We start from the raw sequence: 26845 nt of genomic DNA, 5'->3' as shown, positions 1-26845 counted from the left end.
GATCCTCAAGCGATCTTGGAGCGGCCGGCCCGGGCAACCCCGGGAAACCGGCGCCGTTGCCCGTGCGAAGATTCAACCCGTGAGCGAGACTACGGCAGACACCACGGCGGCCACCCACGACGGTCGGCCCACCCCCGCGCGCCGCGGCGCCGCGCACGACTCCGCGTTCCTGCGCGCCTGCCGGCACGAGCCGGTGCCGCACACCCCCGTGTGGTTCATGCGCCAGGCAGGCCGCTCGCTGCCCGAGTACCACAAGGTCCGCGAGGGCACCACGATGCTGGAGTCCTGCACGCAGCCCGAGCTGGTCAAGGAGATCACCCTCCAGCCCGTGCGCCGGCACAAGGTGGACGCGGCCGTCTTCTTCAGCGACATCGTGGTGCCGCTCAAGGCCATCGGCGTCGACGTCGAGATCAAGCCGAGCGTCGGCCCCGTCATCGCCGACCCGATCCGCACCTTCGAGGACCTCGAGCGGCTGCGCCCCCTCGAGCCCGACGACGTCCCCTACATCACCGAGGCCGTCGGCATGCTCGTCGAGGAACTCGGCGGGACCCCGCTGATCGGCTTCGCCGGCGCCCCGTACACCCTCGCCAGCTACCTGATCGAGGGCGGGCCGTCCAAGAACCACGAGAACACCAAGGCCATGATGTACGGCCAGCCCGAGCTGTGGGCGGCCCTCGTGGACCGGCTCGCGGACATCACCTCGGCCTTCCTCAAGGTGCAGATCGAGGCCGGCGCCTCCGCGGTCCAGCTGTTCGACTCCTGGGTCGGCTCCCTCGCGCCCGACGACTACCGCCGCTCGGTCATGCCCGCCAGCGCCAAGGTCTTCGACTCCGTCGCCCACTACGGCGTGCCGCGCATCCACTTCGGCGTCGGCACCGGCGAACTGCTCGGCCTGATGGGCCAGGCCGGCGCGGACATCGTCGGCGTCGACTGGCGGGTGCCGCTGAACGTCGCCGCCGAGCGGGTCGGCCCCGGCAAGGGCCTGCAGGGCAACCTCGACCCGGCCGTGCTGTACGCCCCCACCAAGGTCGTCGAGACCAAGGCCCGCGAGGTCCTGCACGCCGCCCAGGCGCTCGGCACCAGCGGCCACATCTTCAACCTCGGCCACGGCGTCCTGCCCTCCATGGACCCGGACGCCCTCAGCCGCCTCGTCGCCTTCGTCCACGAGGCCAGCGCGCGCTGACGCCGTTGCACGACGGTGGCGGGCCCCTTTCCGTAGGGGCCCGCCACCGTCGTGATCACTCCGGCTGCTCCTCCTCGGGCTGTACCGGGGTGGGACGGCGGCGCCGGAGGAAGCGGTAGGCGACCAGCGCAGGCACGCCCAGGGCCAGCAGGAACGGCGACACCGCCGCCACCGCCACGGCCAGACCGCGCACGATCAGCACCAGCACGTCCCACCCGCCCGACAGGGCGGACCCCACCGAGGACCAGAAGCCCTCGTCCTTCCTCTCCTCCTTCTTCGACGCCGGCTCGGGGAGCGGCTCCTCACCGCGCAGGTTCAGGGTGACCGTCGAGTAGGACGTCTTCGAGGCCAGCTCCTTCTGCTGCTTCTGCAGCGACTCCAGATCCGCCTCGCGCTTGCTCAACTCCGCTTCCAGGGTCGTGACGTCGGCCAGCGACTTCGCCTGCCCCATCAGCGCCCGCACCCGCTCCACGCTCGCCTGCTGGGACTGCACCCGGCTCGACACGTCCGCCACCTGCTGGGTGAGGTCCTCGGCCTGGCTGGTACGGGACAGCACCTCACCCAGACCGGCCAGCTGGTCCAGCGAGGACTGGAACGCGGCCGAGGGCAGCTTCAGCTGCAACTGGCCCGACGGAACGGAGCCCGCGGGGGCCGTGACCGACTCCGCACCGACGTAACCGCCCGCGGCGGTCGCCAACTCCCTCGCCTTCGCCAGCGCCTGGTTCACGTCCTTGGCGCGGACGGTCAGCTGCGCGGTGTACGACATCACCCGACTGTCGGCCACCGGCGCCGCCTTCCCACCCGTAGCAGCCGCCGCCGCACTCGGCGCACCCCCGTTCACCGGCGCGGCAGGCGCGGCAGGCGCCGCCGGGGCGACCGCATCCGCCTTGGCAGCGCTGCCACTGCTGCCCCGGTCCCCGCTCGCGCCACACCCTCCGGCCAGCAGCACAGCCACGGCCACCGCCGTCAGCACCCCTGCTCTGCCCTTCATCGGCCCCTCCCCAAGTCCGTTGGCGTACATGCCCATTGGACGCAGAGGATGGCTCGCCGGACCCCACCGGAAGATCGCAGCTCGATCACAGCTCGGCAGCGGCCCGGACACCCTCGACCCCGATCGCGATCGATCTGAACGCGCTGGTGGACCGAGGAGCCGGGCTCAGTCCTCGCCGAGCTGGTGGCGTCCCACCCGGAACTCGTTGCGGCCGGAGAGGATTTCGAGGTAGTGCGGGAACTCGAAGGACACCGTGACGACCTCGTCGTCACCGGTGCCGATCGCGTTCAGGACGGTGCATTCGATCTCGACCGGGAAGGGGAACGGGGAGTCCTCCTCGATCCAGCTGTCTGGGCCGAGGGCACTGTGGGTGCCGAAGCACGGCGTCTTGGCGATGATCGACCACCGCGCGCCGTCCACGTCCGCGAAACGGACCTCCACCATCCCCGGCTGCGGCTCGTCGTCAACCCAGCGGATCGCTTCACCCCACAGGTACGCCATGGGCGGGACGGTAGCGGGGGTGGGGCGGTGGGGCATCCGGTTTCCGGCGGGCGTGCAGGGGATTGAGGGGTTCGGGTTAAGACCTGGGAGACTGCGGAGCATGTCGCAAGCACAGGTCGTCGTCGTCGGTGGTGGGATCGCGGGGCTGGCTGCGGCCGCCTTCCTGAGTGGGGTGGCCGGGGGGCCTGCGCGGGCGCGGGTGACGGTGGTGGAGGGATCCTCGCGGGTCGGGGGGAAGTTGTGGGGCGGGGAGGTCGGCGGGGTTCGGGTGGACCTCGGGGCCGAGTCGGTGCTGGCGCGGCGGCCGGAGGCCGTGGAGTTGGCGCGGGCGGTGGGGCTGGGGGAGGCGCTGGAGGCACCGACCACCGCGAAGGCCGCGATCTGGACGCGTGGGGCGCTGCGTCCGCTGCCGGGCGGGCAGGTGATGGGCGTCCCGGGTGATCTGGCGGCGCTGGCCGCCTCCGGGGTGCTCACCGAGGAGGGGCTGGAGCGGGCCCGACACGAGCGGGCGGCCGAGGTGGGGGAGGACGTCGCGATCGGGCGGTACGTGGCGGAGCGGCTGGGCCAGGAGGTGGTGGACCGGCTGGTGGAGCCGCTGCTCGGCGGGGTGTACGCCGGTCGCGCCGAGGAGATCTCGCTGCGCGCCGCCGTCCCGCAGCTGCTGCCGATCGCCCGCGGCGGCGGGTCGCTGGTCGAAGGGGTGCACGAGCTGGCCTCCCGGCCGCAGACCGTCGGCACCCCGGTGTTCGCGGGCCTGCGCGGGGGCCTGGGCACCCTGCCGGAGGCCGTCGCGGCCGCCTGCGAGAAGGCGGGCGTGGACCTGCGCACCGACGCCCCGGTGGAGGAGCTGCGCCGTACCCCCGAAGGCTGGCGCGTCGTGGTGAACGGCGAGGTGCTGCACGCGGACGCCGTGGTGCTGGCCGTCCCCGCGCCGGCCGCCGCGGCGCTGCTGCGCGCCGACGCCCCGGGCGCGGCCGCCGAGCTGGACACCGTCGAGTACGCGGGCATGGCCCTGGTCACCCTGGCCTTCCATCGCTCGGACCTGACCGAACTCCCCAGCGGCAGCGGCTTCCTGGTGCCGCCGGTGGACGGTCGGCGGATCAAGGCGTCGACGTTCTCCTCCAACAAGTGGGGCTGGCTGGAGCGTTCCGCCCCGGACGCCTTCCTGCTGCGCACCTCGCTGGGCCGCCACCGCGAGGAGGAGGCGCTGCAGCTGCCGGACGAGGAGCTGGTCGCCCGCTCGCTGGCGGACCTGGGGGAGGCGATCGGCCTGACCGCCAGGCCGTACGACTCCTTCGTCTCGCGCTTCGGCGCGGGCCTGCCGCAGTACCCGGTGGGCCACCTGGAGAAGGTGGCCCGCATCCGGGAGGCGGCGGGCCGGGTGGGGGCCCTGGCGCTGTGCGGCGCCGCGTACGACGGGGTGGGCATCCCGGCGTGCATCGCTTCGGCCGCCGCAGCGGCTGCGGCCGTCGGTGATCAGATCGGCCGGCTGTCGACCCCGGAGACGGGGGAAGGTTCCACGGAGAGGACAATGAGCGCATGACTGAGACCGTTGATCAGCAGCCGGAGCAGCAGCCCGAGAAGAAGAAGGCGCGCGACCTGAACCAGGTCATCCGCTACACCATGTGGTCGGTGTTCAAGCTCAAGGGCGCCCTGCCCGAGGACCGCACCGCCCTGGCCGCCGAGGTGGAGGAGCTGTTCGCGCAGCTCGCCGCCAAGGACGTGACGGTGCGCGGCACGTACGACGTGTCGGGCCTGCGGGCGGACGCCGACATCCTGGTCTGGTGGCACGCGGAGGACTCGGACGATCTCCAGGACGCGTACAACCGCTTCCGCCGCACGGGCCTGGGCCGCGTGCTGGAGCCGGTCTGGTCGAACATGGCGCTGCACCGCCCGGCCGAGTTCAACAAGTCGCACATCCCGGCGTTCCTCGCCGACGAGCGCCCGCGCGACTACGTCTGCGTGTACCCGTTCGTCCGCTCCTACGAGTGGTACCTGCTGCCGGACGCCGAGCGGCGCGCGATGCTCGCCGAGCACGGCCAGATGGCGCGCGGCTACCCGGACGTGCGGGCCAACACCGTGGCCTCGTTCGCGCTGGGCGACTACGAGTGGCTGCTCGCCTTCGAGGCGGACGAGCTGCACCGGATCGTCGACCTGATGCGCGACCTGCGCCCCTCCCGCGCGCGGCTGCACGTGCGCGAGGAGGTGCCGTTCTTCACCGGCCGCCGCCGCCCGGTGAGCGAGCTGCTGAACGGCCTGGTCTGAGCCGATCCGTACGCGAGGCCGGTTCCCCCTTCGGAAGAGAGGGGGAACCGGCCTCGCGGCGTTCTACAGCCGGTGCGGGCGCAGCGCCTCGCGCAGGCGGGCGTCGGGGAGGGCGGCGGGGCCGTTCATGGCGACGGCGGTGAGCAGGTCGCGCTCCTCGTCGTCGGCGAGGCCGTGCTGGCGGGCCGGGCGCAGTTCGCGCAGCACCTCCTGGCCGACGGGGGAGGCCCAGCGGGTGTACGGGTAGACGTCGACCCGGGCCATCAGCAGGGTGCCGGAGGTGAGGATCAGCGGCAGCGAGAACCAGGCGAAGGGGGCGATGACCTCGCCGCCGGTGAAGCCGCTGAGGGCGACGGCGGCGGCCAGCAGCACCAGGGTCAGCAGCAGCGCGTGCCGCACCTGCCGCACGACCACGACGGTGTTGCGCTGGACGAGTGCGGGCGTGGCCAGGCCCGCCAGCGAGAGCCGGGCGCCGATCTCCAGGACGGTGGGGTGCTCGCCCATCGCGCGGCGCAGCTCGTCCGTACGGCACTGGCCCTCGGGGCCGACGGCCGCGACGACGGCGCGCTCCAGGCGGCTGCGGCCCTTGGGGTCGACGACGGTGGTCCAGCCGGTGTGGGCCAGGTGGAGCCGCCCGCGGCCGGCCATCAGGACGAGGGCGAGCTCGACCACCCGGTCGGGGCCGCCGGCCAGGTACGCCGTCTCGTACAGCCCGATCCCGACGGCCTCGGGCGGCCGCAGCGCGTCCTGGTCGGCGAGGGCGTCGGCGGTGGCGGTCATCCGCACCAGCCTCAGGCAGGAGACAACCGCCGCCACACAGGCCGGGATCAGGAACAGCAACCACATGGGCTTGTTCTATGCCTGGGCACGCGGCCCGGGGAACGGCTTCCCGGGCCGCGATACCGAACTGTGACGTCGTCGGCGTTCATGTCAGGAGCCGCCGCAGCCGCCACCGCCGCAGCTCGAGCCGCAGCTGGAGGAGGACCCGCAGCTGGAGGAGGACCCGCAACTGGACGAGGAGGACCCGCAGCTCGACGAGGAGGACCCGCAGCTGGAGGAGGACGATCCGCAGCTCGACGAGGAGGATCCGCCGTCGGAGGAGGAGCCGCACCACGAGGAGGAGGTGCTGCAGCTGGAACCGCCGGAGGACGAGGACGAGGAGGAGGACGAGGAGGAGCCGGAGGAGAAGGAGGAGCCGCGGCCGACCGCCGTCATCGCGTCCTGCTGCGCCGCCGCGCCGAGCAGCGACTGCTGCAGTTCCTCGTTGTCCAGGTCCGCCCCGGCGGCGACGATCCCGCCGAGCGCGAGGGCGCCGAGCAGCGCGCCGCCGGCCGCCGCGGGGTAGAGGCCGTGGCTCGGGGTCCAGGGGCGGCCGGTGTCCATCAGGGAGAGCTGGCGCCGCCCGGCGGGGGTGACGCGGGCCTTGTCGACCCCGCTGGCGCTCAGCATGCCGAGGCCGACGATCAGCATGACGACCGGAGTGGCCAGGCTCGGGCGGTCGTAGCCGGGACGCCCGTCGTCGAGGAGGAAGGAGAGCACGGCGAAGACGACGACGCCCAGCATGGCCAGCCAGAGCCACCGGCGTGCCCGGCCGAGGGCCCGCAGCAGGTCGGGGCGGCGCATCAGGCCGCGGGCGGCGAGCTCGTCGCCGATGGCCTGGACGGCGGCGGAGCGCATCACCTCGGCGCGCAGCGCGGCGAGGGGGCGGCTGCCGCCGGTGCCGACGGCGTCCATGAGGGCCTGTTCGACGGCGTCGTGGGGGCGGTGGTGGGTGAGGGTGACGGTGCCGTCGCGGCTGACGAGGACGCGCTCGGCGAGGTGCATCCGTACCAGGACGGTGTCGAACACCCGGCCGGGGCCGCCGGACAGGAAGGCGGTGCTGAGCAGCGGCAGGCCGCGCCCGGGCAGGCCGAGCGGGTTGTCGACCCGTACGGCGCGGCGGCGGGCGACGAAGACGTGGACGATGGCCGCGATCAGCAGGGCGGCCGGGACGAGGTAGTAGGCGTCGTACCACATGGTGGTTCCCCCCGAGGTTTTGACGTGGTGCTATCCGCGCAGGGCGCGGCGCAGGCGGGTGAGCGGTCCGGGTGGCCGCTCGGCGGCCGGGTGGAGCCACTGCTCCAGGGCCCGGCGGTGGTCGGCGGCCGTCGGGCCGCCGGAGGTGAGCGCCCACTCGGCGAAGGCCCGGGCGTCGGCCCGGTAGCCGCCGGTCTGCGGGTGGGTGCGGGCGTAGTCGAGGAACAGCGGCCCGTACGCGCTCCCGAGCAGCCGGGGCAGCTCGGGGGCGACCTTCGCGGCGGTGTCGCGCCGCTTGGAGGCCAGGCCCGCGCGCTGGGCGCGGACCTGGGCCGGGTCGAAGCCGGGCGGGACGGGCCCGGCGGCCACCAGGGCGGCCAGCAGCTCGCCCTGGCGCAGGGCCAGGTGTTCGCGGTCGGCGTCGGTGGCGGGCTCGGTCGCGGGCTCGGTGGTGGGTTCGTAGCCCTTCGCCGTCGCCGCCCGCGCAGGGGACGCCATCCGCGGGGTACTCCCCTCCAGCACCCCGCGGATGGCGTCCAGTTCGCCGGCCAGCTCGCTGGGCGGCGGGAACGCGGCGTCCCGCTCCAGCAGGACGCCGGGCGGAGCGACGCGGGAGCACAGTTCGGCCAGCACCTCGAGCACCGGGGCGGTGACGGGGTGGGCGTGGGTGTCGTGCCAGACGCCGTCGACGAGGGTGCCGCCGGCGACGTGGACGTAGGCGAGGGCCTCCAGCGGCAGCCGGTCCAGCTCGGCGGCCGGGTCGAGGCCCAGGTTGACCCGGTTGGTGTGCAGGTTGGCGACGTCGATCAGCAGCCGTACGCCGGTGCGCGCCACCAGCTCCGCGAGGAACTCGCCCTCGGTGAACTCGTCGTCCGGCCAGGCGAGTTGGGCGGCGATGTTCTCCAGGGCCAGCGGCACGGGCAACTGCTCCTGCGCGATGCGGACGTTCTCCGCGATCACCCGCAGCGAGGCCCGGGTGCGCGGGACGGGCAGCAGGTGGCCGGCCTCCAGGCCGCCGGCGCGGACGAAGGCCAGGTGCTCGGTGACCAGCGGGGAGCCGAGCGCGAGCGCCAGCTCGCCGAGCTTCGCCAGCCGTCCGGCGTCGGGCCGCTCGGCGCCGCCGAGGCCCAGGCCCACGCCGTGCGGGACGACGGTGACCCCGCGGGCGCGCAGCACGGCCAGCGAGGCGGGCAGGTGGTCGGCGCAGAGGTTCTCGGCCACCACCTCGACCCAGTCCAGGCCGGGCTGGCGTTCCACGACGGTGTCGATCTCGCTGCGCCAGCCGAGGCCGACGCCCAGCCGGGGCGCGGTGTCGGTGAGCGGCTGCTGCGGGGTAGGAGCGTGGGCAGGGGAGAGGGCAGGGGAATTCATCGGTTTCGCCCCCTTCGGAGGGCCGGAATGAGAAGGCCGTCGGCGATGCGGGCGTCGTCGCCAGGACCGCGCGGCCGTTGTTGCCGAGGATGTCCCCGGGCGGAGGGGCTGCCAAGCCCCGTCCGTTCTTCTCAGAGCATTATTTGAGCTTGCCGCCCGGGCTTCGCGACCGGGCTGACGGCAACGTAGCAGGTGGGAGGGCTTGTGGGAAAGAAACCGGAGGCGCCCGGCATTCGGGGTCGGATAGCGTGCGAACCCATGACCCCCCTGACGATCCGTGAGTTCCGCCCCGAGGACGCCGAGGCCGCGTACGTCGCCCACCGCACCGGCCGCGAGCACCTGGTGACGACGCCCGAGGCGCTGGTGTGGCGCAACGCCCAGGAGCAGCCCGGCGCGTACTTCCGCACCTTCGTCGCCGAGGTGGACGGGCAGGTGGTCGCCTCGGTGCGCTGCGCCGTGACGACCGGCACGACCCGTACGGGCCTCGGCCACGCGGGCGGCAGCGTGCTGCCCGCCTTCCGGCGGCGCGGCGTCTTCACCGCCCTGCTCGCCGAGGCCGAACGCCACCTCGCCGCCCACGGGGTGACCGAGCTGCAGTGCTGGGTGGACGACGACCCGGGCTCCCTCGCCTTCGCCGCCGCCCGGGGCTTCCGGCTCGGCAGCGCCGCCCAGTTCGCCGGACGGGACCTCACCGTGCCGCTGCCGCCCGCCCCCGAGACCCCGGCGGGCGTCCAGCTGCGAGCGGCCACCGACTGGGCCGAGGACCCGTACCCGCTGTACCTGATCGACGCGGAGGCCAGCCGGGACGAGCCCGGCGAGGCGGCCCTGGACGACCTCGGCTACGACGAGTGGCGCCACGACGCCTGGGACCGGCCCGACATCGACCACGCCCTGACGGTCGTCGCGGTGGTCGACGGCGAGCCGGCCGCGATGGCGCTGGTGCAGACCGACGGGCGGGGTGCGTACTGGTCCGCGTTCACCGCCTGCCGCCGGGAGTTCCGGGGGCGCGGCCTGAGCAAGCTCGCCAAGCGGGAGTCGCTGCGCCTGGCGGTGGAGGCGGGCTGCCGGCGGGCGTACACCTCCAACGACGTGACGAACGCCCCGATGCTCGCGATCAACCGCTGGCTGGGGTACGAGCGCTGCGCGGGGGAGCGGATGGGCATCAAGACCCTGGGGTGACCGGCGGATCCTCGCTCAGGTGTCCACCAACCGTCCCGCACCGTGAGACGATTGGTCTCGACCACAAGGAGCGAATCGGGACAGCTCGGGAGAGTCTGGGACACGAACTCCTTGTGGTCGTACAGGTTTTACCCCATCCTTGACACAGCATGGGCATAATCGCGCACATGACGATCAACCGCGCGAACGTCAGCGCGATCGCCGAGGACCTGTACGTGTGGCTCCCCCCGAAGCGGGGCTGGGGCCTGGCCAACTGCGGCCTGCTGGCCTCCGAGACGACCGCACTGTGGATCGACACCCCGTACGACCCCGCACTGGCCGGGGAGTTCCTCGCCGCGAGTCGGCGGCTGCTGCCCGCCGGGGTGCAGATCGACCGCATCGTCGTCACCCACGCCAACGGCGACCACCTCTGGGGTGCCGGGGTGCTCCCCGACGCCGAGGTCATCGCCACCCGTGAGGCCCTGGAGCACATCCACTGGGAGCCCACCCCGCAGCAGACGCACAGCCTGCTCACCAACAGCGACCCGGACTCCCCGCTCGGCGGCTACCTGCGCGAGCACTTCGGCGTCTTCGACTGGTCCGACACCGAGCCGGTGCACCCCGACACCGTCTTCACCGGCGAGCTCGAGATCACCGTCGGCCGCCACCCGGTGCAGATCACCAGCCTGCCCGCCGCCCACACCGGCGGCGACCTGATGGTCCACCTCCCGCACCAGCGCGCCGTGTTCACCGGCGACATCGTCTTCTCCTCCACCCCCGAGCAGCCCGGCGACCACCCCTCGCACTGGGCCGGCCCGCTGGAGAACGTCATCGGCGCCTGCGAACAGGCCCTCGCCACCGGAGCCGAGATCTTCGTCCCCGGCCACGGCCCCGTCCTCGACCGCGACGGCGTCCACGGGCACATCGCCTACCTCGCCTACGTCCGCGAGCGCGCCCACGCCCTGCACGCCGCCGGGATACCCGCCCTGGACGCCGCCCGCCGGGTCATCGCCGAGCAGCGCCACCCCGAACTCGGCCTGCCCGAGCGGCTGGTGCTCACCGTCGCCGCCGAGTACCGGCACCTCGACGGCTCCCCGACGCCCGGCATCCTGGACGCCATGAGCGAGGTCGCCGTCGTCGCCCGCGAACTCGCCGCCGACGCCGCCGGCCGCATCCCGCGGCCACGCAACGGCGGCTGATCCGCCCGGCACCCGAACCGCCCGGCACCCGAACCACCCAGCACCCGAACCACCCTCCCCGGCCCGAGTCCAGCCCCCCCTCCACGAGGAACCCGATGACGCTGATCGCGCTGATCGCCCTGGCGCTGGTCGCCTCCGTGTCCGCCGTCCTCCTCGCCCGGGGCCGGGCCCGGGCCGACAGTCGCGCGAAGTCCGCCGACACCGCCCGAGGCCACGCCGAGGAGCGCACCCGCGCCACCGAAGGCCGCCTCGCCCGCCTCGAACAGCAACTGCGCGAGGCCCAGGAGGACAACCGCCGCACCGCCGACCGGGCCCTCGGCACCGAGGACAACCTCCGCACCGTCGAACGGCAGCTCAACGCTGCCCGGGACGAGACCCGGGAGGCCGAGCGGCACGCCACCGCCGAAACCACCCGCGCCGACCGGGCCGAACAGCGCCTCGCCGCCGTCGAGAGCCGCCTCGCCGAATCCGAACGGCAGGCTTCCGCCCTGTTCGCCGAGATCGGCCACCTCGCCCAGGAACGCATCGCCGCCACCGCCGTACGCCTCAGCCACGCCAGCGCCCCCCTCGTCGGCCCGCTGGACGCCGAGGCCATCGGCCCGGAGGCCGTCCGCGCCCTCCAGTCCGTCCTGGACGCCGCCACCGCCGCCCTCGCCGACGAACGCGAACGCGTCGACGCCGCCGCCCGCGCCACCATGCGCGGCGCCACCTCCCGCATCCAGACGCTGCTCTACCAGATCCAGAGCCTCGTCCAGCAGCTCCAGCACGAGAACGACGACCCCCGGCTGCTGGAACTCGACTTCCGCAACGAGGTCGCGCTGCGCCGCATCCAGACCGTCGCCGTGCTCTGCGAAGCCTGGCCGGGCCTCGCCCGCACCGACTCCCCGCTCGCCGAGGTCGTCGTCGGCGCGCTCTCCCGGGTGCCCGGCTACGCGCGCATCAAGGTCGCCAACCACCTGCGCGAACAGCGCCTGGCCGTCGTCGCCCGCGCCGCCGAGCCCATCGCCGTCACCCTCGCCGAACTCCTCGCCAACGCCACCGCCTACTCCCACCCCGAGACCGACGTCCCCGTCAGCGTCCAGCAGGGCGGCCGCGGCGCGCTGGTGATCATCGACGACAGCGGCATCGGCATGGAGGAGGACCAGCTGCGCCGCGCCCGCCGCCTGCTCGCCGGCCCGTCCGACGTGCTGCTCACCGAACTCGGCAACCCGCCCAAGACCGGCTTCGCCGTCGTCGGCAAGCTCGCCCGCCAGTACGGGTTCTCCTGCCACGTCGAGCCCTCCCCGTACGGCGGCACGCGCGCCATCCTGCGCATCCCGGCCGCCCTGGTCACCGTCGTCGACGAGGAGCAGCAGTTGTCCGTCCTCACCCCGCTGCCGCTGCGCGCCGGCAACGGGCCGACACCCGCACCCACCGTCGTCGGCGTCCCGCCGATGCGCGACGCCGACGAACGGGACTTCCCCGACCTCGACGACCGCCACCACCAGCCCGGGCCGCCGCCCATCCGGGTCGTGCCCGACGCCGCGCCCACCCCGGAGGCGGCTCCGGACGACGACGGCAGCGGACTGCCCAGCCGGCGCCGCCGCCGGCCCCTGACCACGGGGGACAACGGCGCCGGGGCGCCCGTACGGGCCGAGCAGGCGGAGCCGTCCGCCGAGCTCCAGCCGCCCGTACGCAGCGCCGAACGCGCCGCCGAGAGCTGGCAGGCGCTCCAACGCGGCACCGGCGCCGGCCGGGCCGCCGTCGCGGAACGCGAACGCGAGGCCCGCGAGACGGCCCCCGAGGCCGCCCCCGGCACCGCCCCCGAGGGGGCCACAGGCACCGCCCGCGAGGCCGCCCCCGGCACCGCCCCCGAGGGGGCCACAGGCACGACCAGCACCACCGGCGACACCACCGCCGGCCGTGACTCCGGTGACACCACCACCGGCCAGACCTTAGAAGGAGCCGAGCAGTGAGCAGCACTCCCAGCCCGACCCCCGTCGACGAGATCTCCTGGGTCCTCAACCCCCTGCTGGAACTGCCGGGGGTGCTGCACGCCGTCATCGCCACCGGCGACGGCCTGGTCGAAGGCGCCTCCAACGGCCTCGGACGGGCCTCGGCCGAACGCGTCGCCGCCATGACCGCGACCCTCCACGCCGCCGCCCGGGCCTTCACCACCGCCTTCACCGACGCCGAACGGCCCCGGCTCGCCCAGACCGTCGTCGAGTCCGACCTCGGCTACGCCGTCGTCGTGCCCGCCGGGGAGAACACCTCGCTCGCCGTCTTCGCCGGCCCCGACGCCCAACTCGGCAACGTGGCCTACCAGATGCAGATCCAGGTGGCCGCCCTCGGCCGTGCACTCGCCAGCCCGACCCGGCAGCAGGACGCGGCCACCGCACGGTCATGAACGGCGTCCCCAGAAGGCGGATGGTGCCCGCCTACCTCGCCACCGGCGGCCGCAGCCGCCCCGGCACCGAGGGCTTCGAGAGGCTGACCGTGCTCTTCGCCGGCCGCACCGAACCGCCCACCGGGCTGGAACCCGAACACCACCGGCTCTGGGACCTGCTGCGCCCCGGCGCACTGACCGTGGTGGAGGCCGCCGCGCACCTGCGCCTGCCGGTCAGCGCCACGATCTTCCTCGCGGCCGATCTGGTCGAGGCGGGCTGCCTCCACGCCCGCGCGCCGATCCCGCGTGCCCAGCAGACCGACCGCTCCGTCGTCGAGAGGCTCCTCGTTGGACTCCGTGCGCTCCGGTGACCCGGACGGCCCGGTCGTCGGCCCGTCCGACAGCCGGCCGAACCGGGTGGGCTACCTGCCCGACCGGGACCAGACCCTGATGAAACTGCTGGTCGCCGGCCCGTTCGGGGTCGGCAAGACCACGCTCATCCGCACCCTGTCGGAGATCGCCACCCTCCACACCGAGGAGGCGATGACGGAGACCGGACGGCCGGTGGACGACCTGGCGGGCGTGCCCGAGAAGGTCACCACCACCGTCGCCGTCGACTTCGGGCGCCTCACCCTGCCCGGAAACGTCGTGCTCTACATGTTCGGCACCCCCGGCCAGCGGCGGTTCTTCCCGCTCTGGCAGGACATCGCGCGCGGCGCGGTCGGCGCCCTGGTGCTCGCCGACACCCGCAGGCTCGCCGACTCCTTCGAGATCATGGACATGATCGAGGAGCAGGGCCTGCCCTACGCCGTCGCCGTCAACTGCTTCCCCGAGTCCCCGCTCCACCAGGTCGAGGTGCTCCGTGGACGGCTCGACCTCCACCCGGCCACCCCGCTGCTGCTCTGCGACGCCCGCGACCGCGACAGCAGCCTCGACGCGCTGATCGCGCTGGCCGAGCACGTCCTCGACACCCTTCCCGCCGCCCAGTCCTCCGCCCAGTCCTCCGCCGTCGCCGCCCAGGAGACACCGTGACCTCGGCCCCGGCCGCCCCCGCCGCCACCCCGATCCACGGCCCGGCCTTCGCCGCCGACCCGCAGGCCGTCTACGACCGGCTGCGCCGCCACGGCGCGCTCGCCCCGGTGGAGGTCGCCCCCGGCGTCGAGGCGCTGCTCGTCACCGACTACCAGGCCGCCCTGGACCTGCTGCGCGACACCGACACCTTCTCCAAGGACTCCCGCGCCTGGCAGCAGACCGTCCCGCCCGACTGCCCGCTGCTCGTGGTGCTCGGCTACCGCCCCACCGCCCTGTTCAGCGACGGCGAGACCCACGCCCGCTACCGCGCGGTCATCACCGACGCCCTCGCGCTGTTCGAGCCGCACCGGCTCCAGCGCCAGGTCGCCGAGGCCGCCCACGAGCTCATCGGCCGCTTCGAGGCCGCCGGCCACGCCGACCTCATCGCCCAGTACGCCCGGCAGCTGCCCGCCTTCGTGCTCACCACCTGGTTCGGGGTGCCCGAGGAGAACCGGGCCCGGCTCGTCGGCGCCATCACGGGCCTCATCGAATCCGGGGCACGGGCCGCCGCCGCGTACGCGGACCTCGTCGCCGTGGTCACCGAGATGGTCGCCGAACGCCGCGAGAAGCCCCGGCACGACCTCACCACCTGGTTCGTCACCCACCCCGCCGGGCTCGACGACCAGGAGGTGATCCGGCAGATCACCCTCACCATGATCGCCGGGCACGAGCCGACCACCAACCTCATCGGCAACGCCCTGCTGCGGCTGCTCACCGACGCCCGCTACGCCGGCTCGCTGTTCGGCGGCGCGATGACCGCGCACCAGGCGATCGACGAAGTCCTGTGGCACGAGCCGCCGCTGGCCAACCTCTCGGCCCACTACCCGCGCTACGACCTCACCTTCCACGGCCGCGAGATCAAGGCCGGCACGCTGATCCTGGTCTCCTACGCCGCCGCCAACTCCCAGGCCGCCCCGCCCACCGACGGCACCGACCTGCGCAGCGGCGAGAGCGCCCACCTCGCCTGGGCCGCCGGCCCCCACGCCTGCCCGGCCCGCGACCCCGCCCTCCTGATCGCCATCACCGCCATCGAACAGCTCACCAGCCGCCTCAGCGACCTCTCCCTCGCCACCCCCGCCGACCACCTCCTCTGGCGCCCCGGCCCCTTCCACCGCGCCCTCGTCCACCTCCCCGCCCACTTCGCCCCGGTCACCCCCTGACCGATCGGGTGAGATCGAGCAATGGAAAAACAACCCTGAGAGCGAATGGGCGGCCCGGCCGATTCGGCCGGGCCGCCCCAAAGCTGCGGAAATATAAAGCACAATTTTGAGCGGGCCCGGGTGCAAGCACCCGGGCCCGCCTAAACACTGAGTTCCTCGCCTGCCCACCCCCACCGGAAACGCACACCTTCGGCGGCCCCGGCCTGGCCGGGGCCGCCGGAACCAGAATCCTGCACAGGAAGTCGGCCAGGTCGACTTCCTGTGCAGGGCAAGAAGTGCAATGGCATGCGGTTGTTGCCGCTGCCCGCCGGAAGGTTCCGGCGGGCAGCGGGGAAAGAGCCTGGGACGGATCAGAGGCGGCAGCTCAGAATGCCGCCGAGACACGTGACGGTGAACGAGCCCCGGGCCTCGATGGTGGCGGTGACGATCTGGGCGGCCCGGCGGACGGTCTCGTGGAAGGGACCGCCCACAACAGCGGGGATAAACAGCACAACATTGCGGGCCCGAGTGCCAAGCACCCGGGCCCGCCCAAGCACTGAGCTCCCACCCGCCCTTGCCGGAAACACACACCGACGGCGGCCCCGGCCAGGGCTGGCCGGGGCCGCCGGAACCGGAACCCTGCACAGGAAGTCGGCCCGGTCGACTTCCTGCGCTTACGTTGCTCGGGTGGCGTTGAGGCGGCATTGGGTGAGGACGTAGGTGAGGCGGGGGTCGGGGGAGGGCTGTGCGAGGAGGAGTTCGCCGGCCTGGATGAGGGTGGTCCAGTAGCGAACCGGGTTGCCGGTGCGGGCCAGGGGCCGGGCGGCGGTGAGGTTGCCGGTGGTGAACCAGCGCGCCAGGCCGTGCTGGTGACCGGCCCGGATGCCGCCCATGGCGTCGATGGCGGTGAGGAACAGCTCGACGATCGCGGTTTCGCGGTCGTCGAGCTGCTTGGGAACCTCGAAGATGCCGAGCGCTTCGAGTGGTGAAGGATCGGACAAAGGAGTAGCCCCGCCCAGGCGAACCCGGACGGAGCTGATTGGGTCATGCGGGTGTGGACTGTCCGCCGTGACCGCTGGGCCTAGCGTTCGGCCGATGCCTCCGGGGCCGGTAGGGCCGACCCTTCGCCGTGTACCGGTACGGCTCCAACTGATCCGGGTAGCTGGTCACCCACTGCGCGCACCGAAAACAGAACCCTTCGCCCACTTCCGGGTCAAACACAATGGGCTGATCACACAGCGGACAGTCCACGGCTCTCCTACGCGCTCAGGTCGAACTCTCCGCCCTTCACGGCGCTGGTGAACTCCACCCACGCCTCGCGGGTCATGGTGACCACCTCACCGGGCCGCTCGCTGTCGCGCAAGGCGACCACACCGGGGATGTTGGTGGCCACCTGCGGGCACGCCTTGCGTACCGTGTTCTGGCACGCCGTGATGGTGACGAACTCGAATTCGGGACGGGCGATCATTGCACTGTCCTCTCTCTCGATCTTCCTTGCGGTCCCCACCCCCTTGGGGTGGGAGTCTCAAATCCTCCAGCGGGAGCGGGCGTTGGCGATCGCCGCCGCAATCCTGAGGCGGGCCATGGTCGGCGAGTCGGGGACGGGCTCCAAGGGCGGCAAGGCGGCCTCCTCGACGCTGTCTTGGTCGCCCTGGTCAACCGGGTACGGCACCGGTCCGCCCAGGAAACTCGTCCAATTCGGCGACAGGTACTCCGGCTCATTCGGCGCCATCGGCCACCGCCAGACACTCGCCGTCCGCGACGTGCTGCGCCCGCCTATGCGCCAAGTTCCGTGCGATCGTGGGGAATTCATCGGCCGGGTACCGCGCTTGCGCGAAGTCGAAGTACTGGCAGTCGGGGCACTGGTCATGGTCCGGGGCGGGCGTGCCCGGTGCCTGCCGGGCGATCTCACGACGCGACACGCGCCACCGCCTCACAGATGAGTTCGTGAGCGAGGCGACGAAGCTCGATCTCGCGCAGCACCGACTGATCCGGAAGCTCGGGCGACTCGGCGAACACGCGGGTGATCTTGTCGAAGGACGCGCAAACGGCGCACCTCGGCCGGCTGTCAGGCGGCGCCACTGGTCACGTCCTCCCACCCCAGCGGGGCGTACTTGAAAGGGTCTGGGGCGCGCCGGTCGTCATCCGCCTTGGCCTTGAGGTAATCGGCGCGGCATGCGGCGATCAAGGCCGGGCTGGCGCGCTTACTGGGCGGTCGCCTGCGCCGATCGGCTTCGTCTTCCTCGCGTGTCATCGTCACCGCTCTCCGACTCCGGTCCCGTGATCCCCCACTGCCAGCAGACCGAGCGTGCCCTGACCCAGCGAGCCATTGCGACGGCTGGAAGGCGTCACTCCGGAGTCCTGGCAAGACGTCATTTCGGCGTCGTTGGACGATGTTTGGGCCTATCGTCTAGTCATGACTACGCCGAATGAGACCCTTCGGGCCGTACGCCTCGGGCTCCGTCTCAGCCAGGACGAGTTCGCGAAGCGGCTGCGGGCAGTCGGGGAGGACCAAGGGGAGCCGAACGACGCCAGTAAGCGCCTGGTGCAGCGCTGGGAGTCAGGAGAGGTGAGGTATCCCCGCCCGGTGTACGTTCGAGCCCTTGAGGCCGTCACCAAGATTCCCGTTGACCGCCTCGGCTTCGACTCGCCACAGTTGCCGCCAAGGGTCAGCGCGGACGGTACGGGAGGGCACGACGTGACCAGTGATGAACCAGGCGTGCCCGTGCAGGCTGCGCCCGCGCCCACGGGTGAGGACTACTCGGGAGTATGGGTCAGCCACTACGAGTTCTTCAGCAGCAGCCGGGAGAACACATTCACTGGCCTGCACCACGTCGTGCTGTCTCAGAACGGGAACAGGATCACAGGGCGATCCCTCCCCGGCGCGTCCTCCAATCCCGACTCGCCCTTGTCATTCGATCTCACCGTTGATCGAAACGTCGTCACCGGCTCATGGGTGGAACAGACCGCCCAGGACGGTTACTACCAGGGGGCGAGGTACCACGGTGCCATCCAGTTGCTGGTCGATCCGACCGGGCGCCGCATGGCAGGTAAGTGGGTCGGCTTCGGCAAAGAGTTCGACGTCAACACCGGACCGTGGGAACTGCGCCTTCTGGACAAGTCCACGACTGACGACGTTCTGAGCCGTTACAGCGTCCCGCCGGAGGCGTAGCCTGCCCGCAACGCAACGACGAAGGAGCCCCTGCACCTTCCTCACCCGAACTTATGGGCAGGACAGCGCGGGGGCTCTCGTCGGCACCTACACCGACCCCCGTCACGTGTTCGCCTACGACGACGGCGAGGTCCGCCAGGAGTTCTCGATCTGCCTCCTCGGACGCCCGCTTGGTGGGGAGTTGCGGGTGTCGGACGAGTCCCACGAGGTGGCGTGGTTCTCCCCGGCCGAGACGGACGGGTTGCCGATGGTGTCGAACATCCGCAAGCGGCTGGCTGACTGGCGATCCGGGAACATCCCTGTGGTGCGCTGACCACCCGTCCACACAGCGTAGCGGGGCCGTGGATACGTCCACGGCCCCGCCTGTCGCGGAGGGTTACTCGGCGGGCTTCAGAGTGAGGGAGACGCTGTTGATGCAGTAGCGCTGGTCGGTCGGGGTGCCGTAGCCCTCGCCGTCGAAGACGTGGCCGAGGTGGCCGCCGCAGCGGGCGCAGCGGACTTCGACGCGGCGCATGCCGAGGGTGGTGTCCTCGATGTACTGGACGCGGTCCTCGGCGAGGGGGGCGTAGTAGGAGGGCCAGCCGCAGTGGCTGTCGAACTTGGTCTCGGAGCTGAACAGTTCCGCTCCGCAGGCGCGGCAGCTGTAGACGCCGACGGTCTTGGTGTCGGTGTACTCGCCGACGAAGGGGCGCTCGGTGCCGGCCTCGCGGAGCACGTGGTACTCCTCGGGGCTGAGCTGGGCGCGCCACTCGGCCTCGGTCTTCTCGATCTCGTAGCTCATCACGGCTCCTGAAACGGTTCCTGGAACGACTCCTGGAAGCGGAGGTCAGACGTTGGAGGCAACGTTCGCGAGGTGCTTCAGAATTTCGGGGCCGAGGTTGGTGACGTCGCCCGCACCCATGGTGAGCAGCAGGTCGCCGGGGCGGGCGAGGCCGGCGAGCAGGGCGGGGGCGGCGGCGAAGTCGTGCTCGGGGGTGACGTCGGCGCCGGCGCGGCGCGCGGCGTCGAGGATGAGCTCGCTGGTGACGCCGGGGATCGGGTCCTCGCGGGCCGGGTAGATGTCGAGCACCACGGAGGCGTCGGCGAGGGCGAGGGCGGCGCCCATCTCCTCGGCGAGCTGCTGGGTGCGGCTGAACAGGTGCGGCTGGAAGACGACGAGGACGCGGCCCTCGGTGGCCTCGCGGATGGCCTCGAGGTCGGCGGTCATCTCGGTGGGGTGGTGGGCGTAGGAGTCGATCACCTGGACGCCGCCCGCCTCGCCCTTGAGCTGGAGGCGGCGGCGTACGCCGGTGTAGGCGCCCAGCGCCTTGGCGAGGTCCGCGGCGGGGACGCCGAGGGCGACGCCCGCGGCGAGCGCGGAGACGGCGTTGTGGGCGTAGTGGCGGCCGGGCACCGAGACGGTGAAGGTCAGCTCGGCGCCGTCCAGCAGGACGGTGACCTCGCTGGTCATGCCCCGGGCGACGACGGACAGGACGCGCAGGTCGGCGTCCTTGGCGGCGCCGACCGTCACCACGTTGAGGCCCTCGCGGCCGGCGACGCGGGAGGTCAGCTCGCGGGCGCCGTCGTGGTCGGCGGAGACGACCAGGGTGCCGCCGGGGGCGATCCTGGCGACGAAGGTCTCGAAGGACTCGTGGATCTCGTCGATCGAGGCGTAGTTGGCGTGGTGGTCCAGTTCCACGTTGAGCACGATCGCCACCTCGGGCGCGTACTTGTGGAAGCTGCGGTCGCTCTCGTCGGCCTCGGCGACGAAGATCTCGCCGGTGCCGTGGTGGGCGTTGGAGCCGGGCGCGTCGAGGTCGCCGCCGATGGCGTAGGACGGGTCCAGGCCGAGCTCGCCGAGGGCGACGGCCAGCATGCTGGTGGTGGTGGTCTTGCCGTGGGTGCCGGCGACGGCCAGGGCCCGGCGCCCGCCCATCAGGGCGGCCAGCGCGTCGGAGCGGTGCACCACGGGGATGCCGCGTTCGCGGGCGGCGGCCAGCTCCGGGTTGTCGGCGCGGATGGCGCTGGAGACGACGATGCTGCTGGCGCCGTCCGGCACGTGCTCGGCGGCGTGGCCGACGTGCACGGTGGCACCGAGGGCGCGCAGCGCGAGGACGGTCTCGGACTCCTTGGAGTCGCTGCCGGAGACGCTGGCGCCGCGCACCGCGAGGATCTTCGCCAGGCCGGACATGCCGGCGCCGCCGATGCCGATGAAGTGCGGGGCGTGCAGGTCGTGCGCGGCGTCGTTCAAGGCTGGGCTCCGTACGGGCGGGGGCTGGGAGTGGGGCGGGCGGGCCGGACGCGAATCGTCCTCGCGGACCGGCCGCAAGGACGATTCTGCACCACCGGCGCGCGCGGACAGGAGCGAGCCGGGTAGGCCGGGAGCGGAGTCAGGAGTCGCTGGCGAAGAGCCTGAGCACCGGGACACCGACCTTGTGCCTGGCCTGGGAGGCCCAGTCGCGGTGGAAGAACTCCTCGACGAAGTGCGGGGAGGTGAGCACCACCACCTCGTCCGCCTCCTGCCGCTGGACGACCTCGCGCAGCCGTTCCAGGGGCTTCTCCTCCACCAGTTCGCCGATCGCCTCGGCGCCGGCCGCGCGCAGGTGGCGCAGGCTGTGCTCCAGCGACTCGGTGGCCACGGTCGGGCCGCTCTCGGACTCGTCGTGCTCGTGCACCACCTTGTCCAGGTGGCCGAGGGCGACGTCGTCGAGCGCCCGCAGCAGTTCGTCCTGCTTGCCGCGCGGCTGCATCAGGACGACGAAGGACACCTTCTCGTCGCTGTGGAGCGTGGTGACCAGCTCCACATCAGCGTCGGAGAGAGCCTTCTCGATCATCAGTACCGTCTTGAACACGTGAGTCCCTTCCAGTGGCCGGCCCCCGGGCCCCGGCATCGCATAACGGGATCACGATCGGGGGGTCACGGGGTCTCCGAACCCAGGTGACGCAGGTAGCGGGTGAAGAGGAATCCTTTCTGCTCGATCAATGAGACCAGTCGCATCCGCTGCACGTCAGGCATTTCCGCATCGTGGATGATCCTCGGCGCGTCGCCGCCCGTGATCAGCGGGGCCAGTGACAGGCACAACTCGTCCAGCAGCCCGGCCTCGGCCAGCTGCCCCAGCAGCCGGGGGCCGCCCTCGCTCAGCAGCCGGGTCCAGCCCCGTTCGGCCAGGGCCGCCACGCCCGCCCGCAGGTCCACCGAACCGCGCCCGGCGAGCACCAGGTCGGCCACCTCGGCGACGGCGCGGCGGCGCTCCTCGGGGGCGTCCTCGGTGGTGATCACCACCGTCCTGACCAGCGGTTCGGTGAACAGCGGCGCGGTCAGGTCCAGCGCCAGCGAGCGGGTCACGACGGCGATCGCCGGGGCCGGGGCCTGCCCCGCCGCCGCCCGGGCCGCCGCGAACTCCGTACGGGCCCGGGCCGGCCGGTAGCCCTCCGTGCGGACGGTCTCCGCGCCGACCAGCACCACGTCCGAGAGCGCCCGCAGGACCCCGAAGATCCGCTTGTCGGCGTCCCCGGACAGGCCCTCGGACACACCGTCGAGCCTCGCCCCGCCGTCCAGCCCGGCGACCATGTTCGCGCGCAGCCACGGCAGCCCTTGATTCACCTGGTCGGGGTACGCGTAGAGCGCGGACAGGGCCCCCAGGGAGGACGGATCGTCGACGGGCCCGGCGAGCGGGTTGATCAGCAGCTGCATGCCCCCAAGTCTTCCACCGCGGGCCGTCCAGAGGTCGTCCCGGGGCCGTTCCGGGGCCGCCCCGGGGGGTGTCCTGGGCCGCCCCCCGGGGTCGTTCCGGGGCACCCGCGGGCAGGCGTACCCTCTACAGATGTGCCCGCAGCCTCCCGCCCCACCGCGACCGACCCGATAGCCGACGTGAGCCCGGAAGGCTCCACAGGCCGCCCGGTCGCGCTCACCGACCGCCGCCCCGTGGTGCCCGCCGAGCGGCTGGTCGCCGAGATGGTCCCGCCGCCGCGCTTCTCGCAGGTGAGCTTCGGGACGTACATCCCGGACCGGACCCAGCCCAGCCAGTACGAGGCCGTCCAGGTGCTGGAGCAGTTCGCGACCACCCTCGGGAACGGAAACGCGCGCGGAAACGGTTCCGCACCCAAGCGCAGCTGGTTCCGCCGCAGCGCCCCCGCGCCCACCGGGCCCGCCGGCGTCTACCTCGACGGCGGCTACGGCGTCGGCAAGACCCACCTGCTCGCCTCGCTCTGGCACGCCGCCCCCGGCCCCAAGGCGTTCGGCACCTTCGTCGAGCTGACCAACCTCGTCGGCGCGCTCGGCTTCCAGCAGGCCGTCCAGACCCTCTCCGGGCACACCCTGCTCTGCATCGACGAGTTCGAGCTCGACGACCCGGGCGACACCGTCCTGGTCTCCACGCTCCTCGGCCGCCTCGTCGACAACGGCGTCAAGCTCTGCGCCACCTCCAACACCCTGCCCGAGAAGCTCGGCGAGGGCCGCTTCGCCGCCGCCGACTTCCTGCGCGAGATCCAGGGCCTGTCCGCCCACTTCCGCCCGATGCGCATCGACGGCCAGGACTACCGCCACCGGGGCCTGCCCGACGCCCCGCCCCCGTACACCGACGAGACCGTCGACGCCGTCGCCGCCCGCACCCCCGGCGCCTCCCTCGACGACTTCGACGCCCTCCTCACCCACCTCTCCGCCGTCCACCCCAGCCGCTACGGCGCCCTCCTCGACGACGTCACCGCCGTCTGCCTGCGCGGCGTCCACCAGGTCGACGACCAGTCCACCGCGCTGCGCCTGGTCGTCCTCGCCGACCGCATGTACGACCGCGAACTCCCCATCACCGCCTCCGGCCTCCCCTTCGACCAGGTCTTCCCCGAGGACATGCTCCGAGGCGGCTACCGCAAGAAGTACCTCCGCGCCATCTCCCGCCTCGTCGCCCTCGCCCGCGACAGCGCGAAGGCATGAGGCCGTAACCCCGGCCCCGGTCGCGCGTTGCCCCTTGCGGAGCAGAGGGGGGCAATGACCGGTACCCGGGCTGGTTACAGCATCGAGATCGAACCCGAGGTACGAGCCAGGCTGCGCGGATGCCCGCTCGCCGAGCACCGCGCGGCCGAGCGTGCCGCCGACCGTCTCGCCGAGGAGGGGGAACTCCTGCCCTTCCCGGTGGCCGGCCAGATCACGCGGTCTACGACAGGGACGAGGAGGAGCGATGAGCAGCGGCTACCACACGCGTTGGGTCGTGCCGCCGGAGCACCGTGAGAGCGAGGAGTACCGGGCGGCGGGGCGGCGGATGTCGCTGGCCGAAGCCGTGTACGCCCGCCGCTCCGCGCTCGGGTGGACGGTCGCGCAGCTCGCCGAGAAGGCCGGCCTGGACGAGGAGACGGTCGAGAGTATCGAGGAGAGCGGTGTCGACCCGACCCTGCCGCTGATCGAGCGCCTGGCCTCCGCCTTCGACGCCGCCGTGCGCATCGACCCCGCTCGCGAGCCCGCCATAAGGTTCGAGGCGCACGCGGCCTGACCGATCCGGCTCCGCTTGTCGGTGGTGGGTCGTACGGTTGAGGCGTGCGTCCCATCACGAGTATTGAGCGGTCCGTGGCGCCCTTCGAGGTCGTCAGTCCCTTTCAGCCGAACGGAGACCAGCCGGCGGCGATCGCCGAGTTGGAGCGGCGCGTCCGGGGAGGGGAGAAGGACGTCGTCCTGCTGGGTGCCACCGGTACCGGCAAGTCGGCCACCACGGCGTGGATGATCGAGAAGCTGCAGCGGCCCACCCTGGTGATGGCGCCGAACAAGACGCTGGCCGCGCAGCTGGCGAACGAGTTCCGGGAGCTGCTGCCCAACAACGCGGTCGAGTACTTCGTCTCGTACTACGACTACTACCAGCCCGAGGCGTACGTCCCCCAGACGGACACCTACATCGAGAAGGACTCCTCGATCAACGAGGAGGTCGAGCGGCTGCGCCACTCGGCCACCAACTCGCTGCTCACCCGGCGGGACGTGATCGTGGTCGCCTCCGTCTCCTGCATCTACGGCCTCGGCACGCCGCAGGAGTACGTGGACCGGATGGTCCAGCTCAAGGTCGGGCAGGAGATCGACCGGGACGACCTGCTGCGCCGCTTCGTCGACATCCAGTACGCCCGCAACGACGTGGCGTTCACCCGGGGCACCTTCCGGGTGCGCGGGGACACCATCGAGATCTTCCCGGTGTACGAGGAACTCGCCGTCCGCATCGAGATGTTCGGCGACGAGATCGAGGCGCTGTACACCCTGCACCCGCTCACCGGCGAGATCATCAGCCAGGACGAGTCGGTCTACGTCTTCCCCGCCTCCCACTACGTCGCCGGCCCCGAGCGCATGGAGCGCGCGATCAACGGCATCGAGAAGGAGTTGGAGACCTCCCTCGCCAGGATGGAGAAGCAGGGCAAGCTGCTGGAGGCCCAGCGGCTGCGCATGCGCACCACCTACGACATCGAGATGCTGCGCCAGATCGGCACCTGCTCGGGCATCGAGAACTACTCGATGCACTTCGACGGCCGCGAGCCCGGCTCCCCGCCGAACACCCTGCTGGACTACTTCCCCGAGGACTTCCTCCTCGTCATCGACGAGTCGCACGTCACCGTCCCGCAGATCGGCGCGATGTACGAGGGTGACGCCTCGCGCAAGCGCACCCTCGTCGAGCACGGCTTCCGGCTGCCCTCCGCGATGGACAACCGCCCGCTCAAGTGGGAGGAGTTCCTGGAGCGGATCGGCCAGACCGTCTACCTGTCGGCGACGCCCGGCCCGTTCGAACTCTCGCGCGGCGACGGCCAGGTGCAGCAGATCATCCGCCCGACCGGCCTGATCGACCCCGAGGTCATCGTCAAGCCCACCGAGGGCCAGATCGACGACCTGGTGCACGAGGTCCGCAAGCGGGTGGAGCGGGACGAGCGCGTCCTGGTCACCACGCTGACCAAGAAGATGGCCGAGGACCTCACCGACTACATGCTCGGCCTGGACATCCGGGTCCGCTACCTGCACAGCGACGTGGACACCCTGCGCCGCGTGGAGCTGCTGCGCGAACTGCGCGCCGGCCGCTACGACGTGCTCGTCGGCATCAACCTGCTGCGCGAGGGCCTCGACCTGCCCGAGGTGTCGCTGGTGGCGATCCTGGACGCCGACAAGGAGGGCTTCCTGCGCTCCGGCACCTCGCTGATCCAGACGATCGGCCGCGCCGCCCGTAACGTCTCCGGCCAGGTCCACATGTACGCGGACCGGATCACCCCCTCGATGGAGAAGGCGATCGAGGAGACCAACCGCCGCCGGGCCGTGCAGCAGGCGTACAACAAGGAGCACGGCATCGACCCGCAGCCGCTGCGCAAGAAGATCGGCGACATCCTGGACACCCTCGCCCGCGAGGACGTGGACACCGACGAGCTGCTCTCCACCGGGTACCGCGGCTCCGGCAAGGGCAAGGCCCCGGTGCCGGCGCTGGGTTCGGAGCGCAAGCCCGCCAAGTCCCTGCCGGCGGCCGAACTCGCCGACCTCATCCAGGAGATGACCGACCGGATGCACGCGGCCGCCGCGGACCTCCAGTTCGAGCTCGCGGCGCGGCTGCGCGACGAGGTGAAGGAGCTGAAGAGGGAGCTCCGGCAGATGCGCGAGGCGGGGGTGGCCTAGCCGCTCGGGGGCCAACCGAAACCGGTCAAGCGCGAAGGTGTCTCAGGCTTGCCACAAATGGGGAAACCCGAGGGGGGAGAAGGGTCCGCAGGCCCTAGGCTGGCCTGCGGACTCGCGCTCTCGGACAGGAGCGGGGCCCGCAGCAGAAGGGGGCCTCAGCCGGGGGACGGCAACGGGGTGTTCCACCGTGGTGCCGGGCGGCCTTGGCCGGCCGGCCGTGCAGAGAGGACAACGCCGTGTCGGTGAACCTTGCCAAGGGCCAGCAGGTCAGCCTCCGGAAGGGGTCGGGTACGTCCCTGGCCGTGGTCCGGATGGGCCTGGGCTGGGAGGCCGCCCCCAAGCGGGGCCTGTTCGGCAGTCGCACCCGCAAGATCGACCTGGACGCCTCGGCGCTGCTCTACGCCGGGAAGACGCCCTCGGACGTGGTGTTCTTCCAGCACCTGGAGTCCACGGACGGATCGGTGCGCCACACCGGGGACAACCTGGAGGGCGGCTCCGGCGACGCGGACGACGAGGCGATCCTCGTCGACCTGATGCACGTGCCGCCGCACATCACCCAGGTGGTGTTCACCGTCAGCTCGTACACCGGCCAGACCTTCGCCGAGGTGAGCCGGGCCCACTGTCGGCTGATGGACGAGACCACGGGCGAGGAGCTGGCCCGCTACGAGCTGGCGGGCGGCGGGCCGCACACCGGCCAGATCATGGCGAAGGTGTTCCGCGACGGCGAGGGCGGCTGGACGATGCAGGCCATCGGCGCCCCGGCGAAGGGGCGGACCTTCCAGGACCTGCTGCCGGCCATCGAGCCGTTCCTCTGACC

General features: G+C 72.4%; 28 protein-coding genes. 16 read left to right on the top strand and 12 right to left on the bottom strand.

The window, feature by feature from the left end; translation table 11 throughout:
- Window positions 1–79 precede the first annotated feature (79 nt).
- Window positions 80–1183, top strand: a complete 1104-nt coding sequence (hemE, locus tag IH61_RS0104970) for a uroporphyrinogen decarboxylase (RefSeq protein ID WP_031065460.1) — start codon at window positions 80–82, stop codon at window positions 1181–1183.
- 55 nt (window positions 1184–1238) lie between these two features.
- On the opposite strand, the gene IH61_RS0104965 is transcribed toward hemE, so the two are convergent.
- On the bottom strand, window positions 1239–2174 hold the full coding sequence (locus tag IH61_RS0104965) for a DUF4349 domain-containing protein (RefSeq protein ID WP_158844645.1): 936 nt from the start codon (window positions 2172–2174) through the stop codon (window positions 1239–1241).
- A gap of 165 nt (window positions 2175–2339) precedes the next feature.
- On the bottom strand, window positions 2340–2675 hold the full coding sequence (locus tag IH61_RS0104960; protein ID WP_031065455.1) for a hypothetical protein: 336 nt from the start codon (window positions 2673–2675) through the stop codon (window positions 2340–2342).
- A 100-nt stretch (window positions 2676–2775) separates the two neighbouring features.
- Between IH61_RS0104960 and hemG the strand changes: the two genes are divergently transcribed.
- Both hemG and hemQ read left to right on the top strand, forming a co-directional pair.
- A complete protein-coding gene (gene hemG, locus IH61_RS0104955; protein ID WP_031065451.1) occupies window positions 2776–4218 on the top strand; it encodes a protoporphyrinogen oxidase in 1443 nt (480 codons plus the stop codon).
- Window positions 4215–4940, top strand: a complete 726-nt coding sequence (gene hemQ, locus IH61_RS0104950; RefSeq protein WP_031065448.1) for a hydrogen peroxide-dependent heme synthase — start codon at window positions 4215–4217, stop codon at window positions 4938–4940. The genes hemG and hemQ overlap by 4 nt, the downstream gene beginning before the upstream one ends.
- Before the next feature lie 63 nt (window positions 4941–5003).
- Here the strand turns inward: hemQ and IH61_RS0104945 are convergent, their stop codons facing one another.
- The 3 genes from IH61_RS0104945 to IH61_RS0104935 form a co-directional block, all read right to left on the bottom strand.
- Window positions 5004–5786, bottom strand: a complete 783-nt coding sequence (locus tag IH61_RS0104945) for a TIGR04222 domain-containing membrane protein (RefSeq protein ID WP_031065446.1) — start codon at window positions 5784–5786, stop codon at window positions 5004–5006.
- Between the two features lie 84 nt (window positions 5787–5870).
- Entirely contained in the window at window positions 5871–6956 is a 1086-nt protein-coding gene (locus tag IH61_RS42535) for a TIGR04222 domain-containing membrane protein (RefSeq protein WP_051836265.1), read from the bottom strand.
- A 30-nt stretch (window positions 6957–6986) separates the two neighbouring features.
- Window positions 6987–8327, bottom strand: coding sequence for a DUF692 domain-containing protein (locus tag IH61_RS0104935; protein ID WP_078910834.1), 1341 nt, complete (start codon window positions 8325–8327; stop codon window positions 6987–6989).
- Between the two features lie 258 nt (window positions 8328–8585).
- On the opposite strand from IH61_RS0104935, the gene IH61_RS0104930 reads away from it, so the two are divergent.
- The 7 genes from IH61_RS0104930 to IH61_RS0104900 all read left to right on the top strand — a co-directional run bounded on the left by IH61_RS0104930 (window position 8586) and on the right by IH61_RS0104900 (window position 15280).
- Window positions 8586–9506 carry a GNAT family N-acetyltransferase gene (locus tag IH61_RS0104930; RefSeq protein WP_031065439.1) on the top strand — a complete coding sequence of 307 codons (921 nt, stop codon included), beginning with the start codon at window positions 8586–8588 and terminating at the stop codon, window positions 9504–9506.
- 167 nt (window positions 9507–9673) lie between these two features.
- Window positions 9674–10684 carry an MBL fold metallo-hydrolase gene (locus tag IH61_RS0104925; RefSeq protein ID WP_031065437.1) on the top strand — a complete coding sequence of 337 codons (1011 nt, stop codon included), beginning with the start codon at window positions 9674–9676 and terminating at the stop codon, window positions 10682–10684.
- Window positions 10685–10779: 95 nt separating this feature from the next.
- Complete coding sequence (locus IH61_RS0104920; RefSeq protein ID WP_063763134.1) at window positions 10780–12639, top strand: ATP-binding protein; 1860 nt, start codon at window positions 10780–10782, stop codon at window positions 12637–12639.
- Entirely contained in the window at window positions 12636–13070 is a 435-nt protein-coding gene (locus IH61_RS0104915; protein WP_031065431.1) for a roadblock/LC7 domain-containing protein, read from the top strand. Before IH61_RS0104920 ends, IH61_RS0104915 begins: the two co-directional genes overlap by 4 nt.
- Window positions 13067–13420 carry a DUF742 domain-containing protein gene (locus tag IH61_RS0104910; RefSeq protein ID WP_031065429.1) on the top strand — a complete coding sequence of 118 codons (354 nt, stop codon included), beginning with the start codon at window positions 13067–13069 and terminating at the stop codon, window positions 13418–13420. Before IH61_RS0104915 ends, IH61_RS0104910 begins: the two co-directional genes overlap by 4 nt.
- A 79-nt stretch (window positions 13421–13499) precedes the next feature.
- Window positions 13500–14081, top strand: a complete 582-nt coding sequence (locus tag IH61_RS0104905) for a GTP-binding protein (RefSeq protein WP_031065427.1) — start codon at window positions 13500–13502, stop codon at window positions 14079–14081.
- The gene (locus IH61_RS0104900; RefSeq protein ID WP_031065426.1) at window positions 14078–15280 is read left to right on the top strand and encodes a cytochrome P450; all 1203 of its coding nucleotides are present in this window, start codon (window positions 14078–14080) and stop codon (window positions 15278–15280) included. The genes IH61_RS0104905 and IH61_RS0104900 overlap by 4 nt, the downstream gene beginning before the upstream one ends.
- A gap of 653 nt (window positions 15281–15933) precedes the next feature.
- Here the strand turns inward: IH61_RS0104900 and IH61_RS0104890 are convergent.
- From IH61_RS0104890 to IH61_RS0104865, 3 genes are all read right to left on the bottom strand, one after another.
- Window positions 15934–16260 carry a hypothetical protein gene (locus IH61_RS0104890; RefSeq protein WP_031065422.1) on the bottom strand — a complete coding sequence of 109 codons (327 nt, stop codon included), beginning with the start codon at window positions 16258–16260 and terminating at the stop codon, window positions 15934–15936.
- 257 nt (window positions 16261–16517) lie between these two features.
- Entirely contained in the window at window positions 16518–16727 is a 210-nt protein-coding gene (locus IH61_RS0104885; protein ID WP_031065419.1) for a DUF397 domain-containing protein, read from the bottom strand.
- Window positions 16728–17327: 600 nt separating this feature from the next.
- A complete protein-coding gene (locus IH61_RS0104865) occupies window positions 17328–17519 on the bottom strand; it encodes a hypothetical protein (RefSeq protein ID WP_031065414.1) in 192 nt (63 codons plus the stop codon).
- 156 nt (window positions 17520–17675) lie between these two features.
- Between IH61_RS0104865 and IH61_RS0104860 the strand changes: the two genes are divergently transcribed.
- Window positions 17676–18431 (top strand): helix-turn-helix domain-containing protein, encoded by a 756-nt coding sequence (locus tag IH61_RS0104860; RefSeq protein WP_031065411.1) that lies wholly within the window; start codon window positions 17676–17678, stop codon window positions 18429–18431.
- 106 nt (window positions 18432–18537) lie between these two features.
- On the top strand, window positions 18538–18744 hold the full coding sequence (locus IH61_RS0104855; RefSeq protein ID WP_324607580.1) for a hypothetical protein: 207 nt from the start codon (window positions 18538–18540) through the stop codon (window positions 18742–18744).
- A 63-nt stretch (window positions 18745–18807) separates the two neighbouring features.
- On the opposite strand, the gene msrB is transcribed toward IH61_RS0104855, so the two are convergent.
- The 4 genes from msrB to IH61_RS0104835 form a co-directional block, all read right to left on the bottom strand.
- Window positions 18808–19212, bottom strand: a complete 405-nt coding sequence (gene msrB, locus IH61_RS0104850) for a peptide-methionine (R)-S-oxide reductase MsrB (protein WP_031065406.1) — start codon at window positions 19210–19212, stop codon at window positions 18808–18810.
- Between the two features lie 45 nt (window positions 19213–19257).
- Entirely contained in the window at window positions 19258–20661 is a 1404-nt protein-coding gene (gene murC / locus IH61_RS0104845; protein WP_031065403.1) for a UDP-N-acetylmuramate--L-alanine ligase, read from the bottom strand.
- Window positions 20662–20800: 139 nt separating this feature from the next.
- Window positions 20801–21262 carry a hypothetical protein gene (locus tag IH61_RS0104840; protein WP_031065401.1) on the bottom strand — a complete coding sequence of 154 codons (462 nt, stop codon included), beginning with the start codon at window positions 21260–21262 and terminating at the stop codon, window positions 20801–20803.
- Between the two features lie 65 nt (window positions 21263–21327).
- Window positions 21328–22104 (bottom strand): pyrimidine reductase family protein, encoded by a 777-nt coding sequence (locus tag IH61_RS0104835; RefSeq protein ID WP_031065398.1) that lies wholly within the window; start codon window positions 22102–22104, stop codon window positions 21328–21330.
- Between the two features lie 168 nt (window positions 22105–22272).
- Between IH61_RS0104835 and zapE the strand changes: the two genes are divergently transcribed.
- The 4 genes from zapE (at window position 22273) to IH61_RS0104815 (ending at window position 26843) form a co-directional block, all read left to right on the top strand.
- Window positions 22273–23340 (top strand): cell division protein ZapE, encoded by a 1068-nt coding sequence (gene zapE, locus IH61_RS0104830; RefSeq protein WP_051836293.1) that lies wholly within the window; start codon window positions 22273–22275, stop codon window positions 23338–23340.
- Between the two features lie 244 nt (window positions 23341–23584).
- Window positions 23585–23893: a helix-turn-helix domain-containing protein gene (locus tag IH61_RS0104825; protein WP_031065392.1), complete on the top strand. Its 309-nt coding sequence runs from the start codon at window positions 23585–23587 to the stop codon at window positions 23891–23893.
- A gap of 44 nt (window positions 23894–23937) precedes the next feature.
- Window positions 23938–26028, top strand: a complete 2091-nt coding sequence (gene uvrB, locus IH61_RS0104820) for an excinuclease ABC subunit UvrB (protein ID WP_031065388.1) — start codon at window positions 23938–23940, stop codon at window positions 26026–26028.
- Between the two features lie 236 nt (window positions 26029–26264).
- Complete coding sequence (locus IH61_RS0104815) at window positions 26265–26843, top strand: TerD family protein (RefSeq protein ID WP_031065385.1); 579 nt, start codon at window positions 26265–26267, stop codon at window positions 26841–26843.
- Window positions 26844–26845 lie beyond the last annotated feature (2 nt).

Origin of the sequence: Streptomyces sp. NRRL WC-3742 (assembly GCF_000720635.1) — a bacterium.
Lineage (GTDB): Bacteria > Actinomycetota > Actinomycetes > Streptomycetales > Streptomycetaceae > Kitasatospora.
The sequence above is the reverse complement of the archived record's forward strand: the minus strand, read 5'-3'. Positions and strand labels throughout refer to the sequence as shown.

Coding starts and splice junctions, on each gene's coding strand:
- IH61_RS0104885 (WP_031065419.1), bottom strand. CDS start 16,727: ATGATCGCCCGTCCCGAATTCGAGTTCGTCACCATCACGGCGTGCCAG.
- IH61_RS0104920 (WP_063763134.1), top strand. CDS start 10,780: ATGACGCTGATCGCGCTGATCGCCCTGGCGCTGGTCGCCTCCGTGTCC.
- IH61_RS0104910 (WP_031065429.1), top strand. CDS start 13,067: ATGAACGGCGTCCCCAGAAGGCGGATGGTGCCCGCCTACCTCGCCACC.
- IH61_RS0104945 (WP_031065446.1), bottom strand. CDS start 5,786: ATGTGGTTGCTGTTCCTGATCCCGGCCTGTGTGGCGGCGGTTGTCTCC.
- IH61_RS0104965 (WP_158844645.1), bottom strand. CDS start 2,174: ATGAAGGGCAGAGCAGGGGTGCTGACGGCGGTGGCCGTGGCTGTGCTG.
- IH61_RS0104835 (WP_031065398.1), bottom strand. CDS start 22,104: ATGCAGCTGCTGATCAACCCGCTCGCCGGGCCCGTCGACGATCCGTCC.
- IH61_RS0104930 (WP_031065439.1), top strand. CDS start 8,586: ATGACCCCCCTGACGATCCGTGAGTTCCGCCCCGAGGACGCCGAGGCC.
- hemQ (WP_031065448.1), top strand. CDS start 4,215: ATGACTGAGACCGTTGATCAGCAGCCGGAGCAGCAGCCCGAGAAGAAG.
- IH61_RS0104960 (WP_031065455.1), bottom strand. CDS start 2,675: ATGGCGTACCTGTGGGGTGAAGCGATCCGCTGGGTTGACGACGAGCCG.
- IH61_RS0104925 (WP_031065437.1), top strand. CDS start 9,674: ATGACGATCAACCGCGCGAACGTCAGCGCGATCGCCGAGGACCTGTAC.
- IH61_RS0104905 (WP_031065427.1), top strand. CDS start 13,500: ATGAAACTGCTGGTCGCCGGCCCGTTCGGGGTCGGCAAGACCACGCTC.
- IH61_RS0104935 (WP_078910834.1), bottom strand. CDS start 8,327: ATGAATTCCCCTGCCCTCTCCCCTGCCCACGCTCCTACCCCGCAGCAG.
- IH61_RS42535 (WP_051836265.1), bottom strand. CDS start 6,956: ATGTGGTACGACGCCTACTACCTCGTCCCGGCCGCCCTGCTGATCGCG.
- IH61_RS0104860 (WP_031065411.1), top strand. CDS start 17,676: ATGACTACGCCGAATGAGACCCTTCGGGCCGTACGCCTCGGGCTCCGT.
- hemG (WP_031065451.1), top strand. CDS start 2,776: ATGTCGCAAGCACAGGTCGTCGTCGTCGGTGGTGGGATCGCGGGGCTG.
- msrB (WP_031065406.1), bottom strand. CDS start 19,212: ATGAGCTACGAGATCGAGAAGACCGAGGCCGAGTGGCGCGCCCAGCTC.
- IH61_RS0104825 (WP_031065392.1), top strand. CDS start 23,585: ATGAGCAGCGGCTACCACACGCGTTGGGTCGTGCCGCCGGAGCACCGT.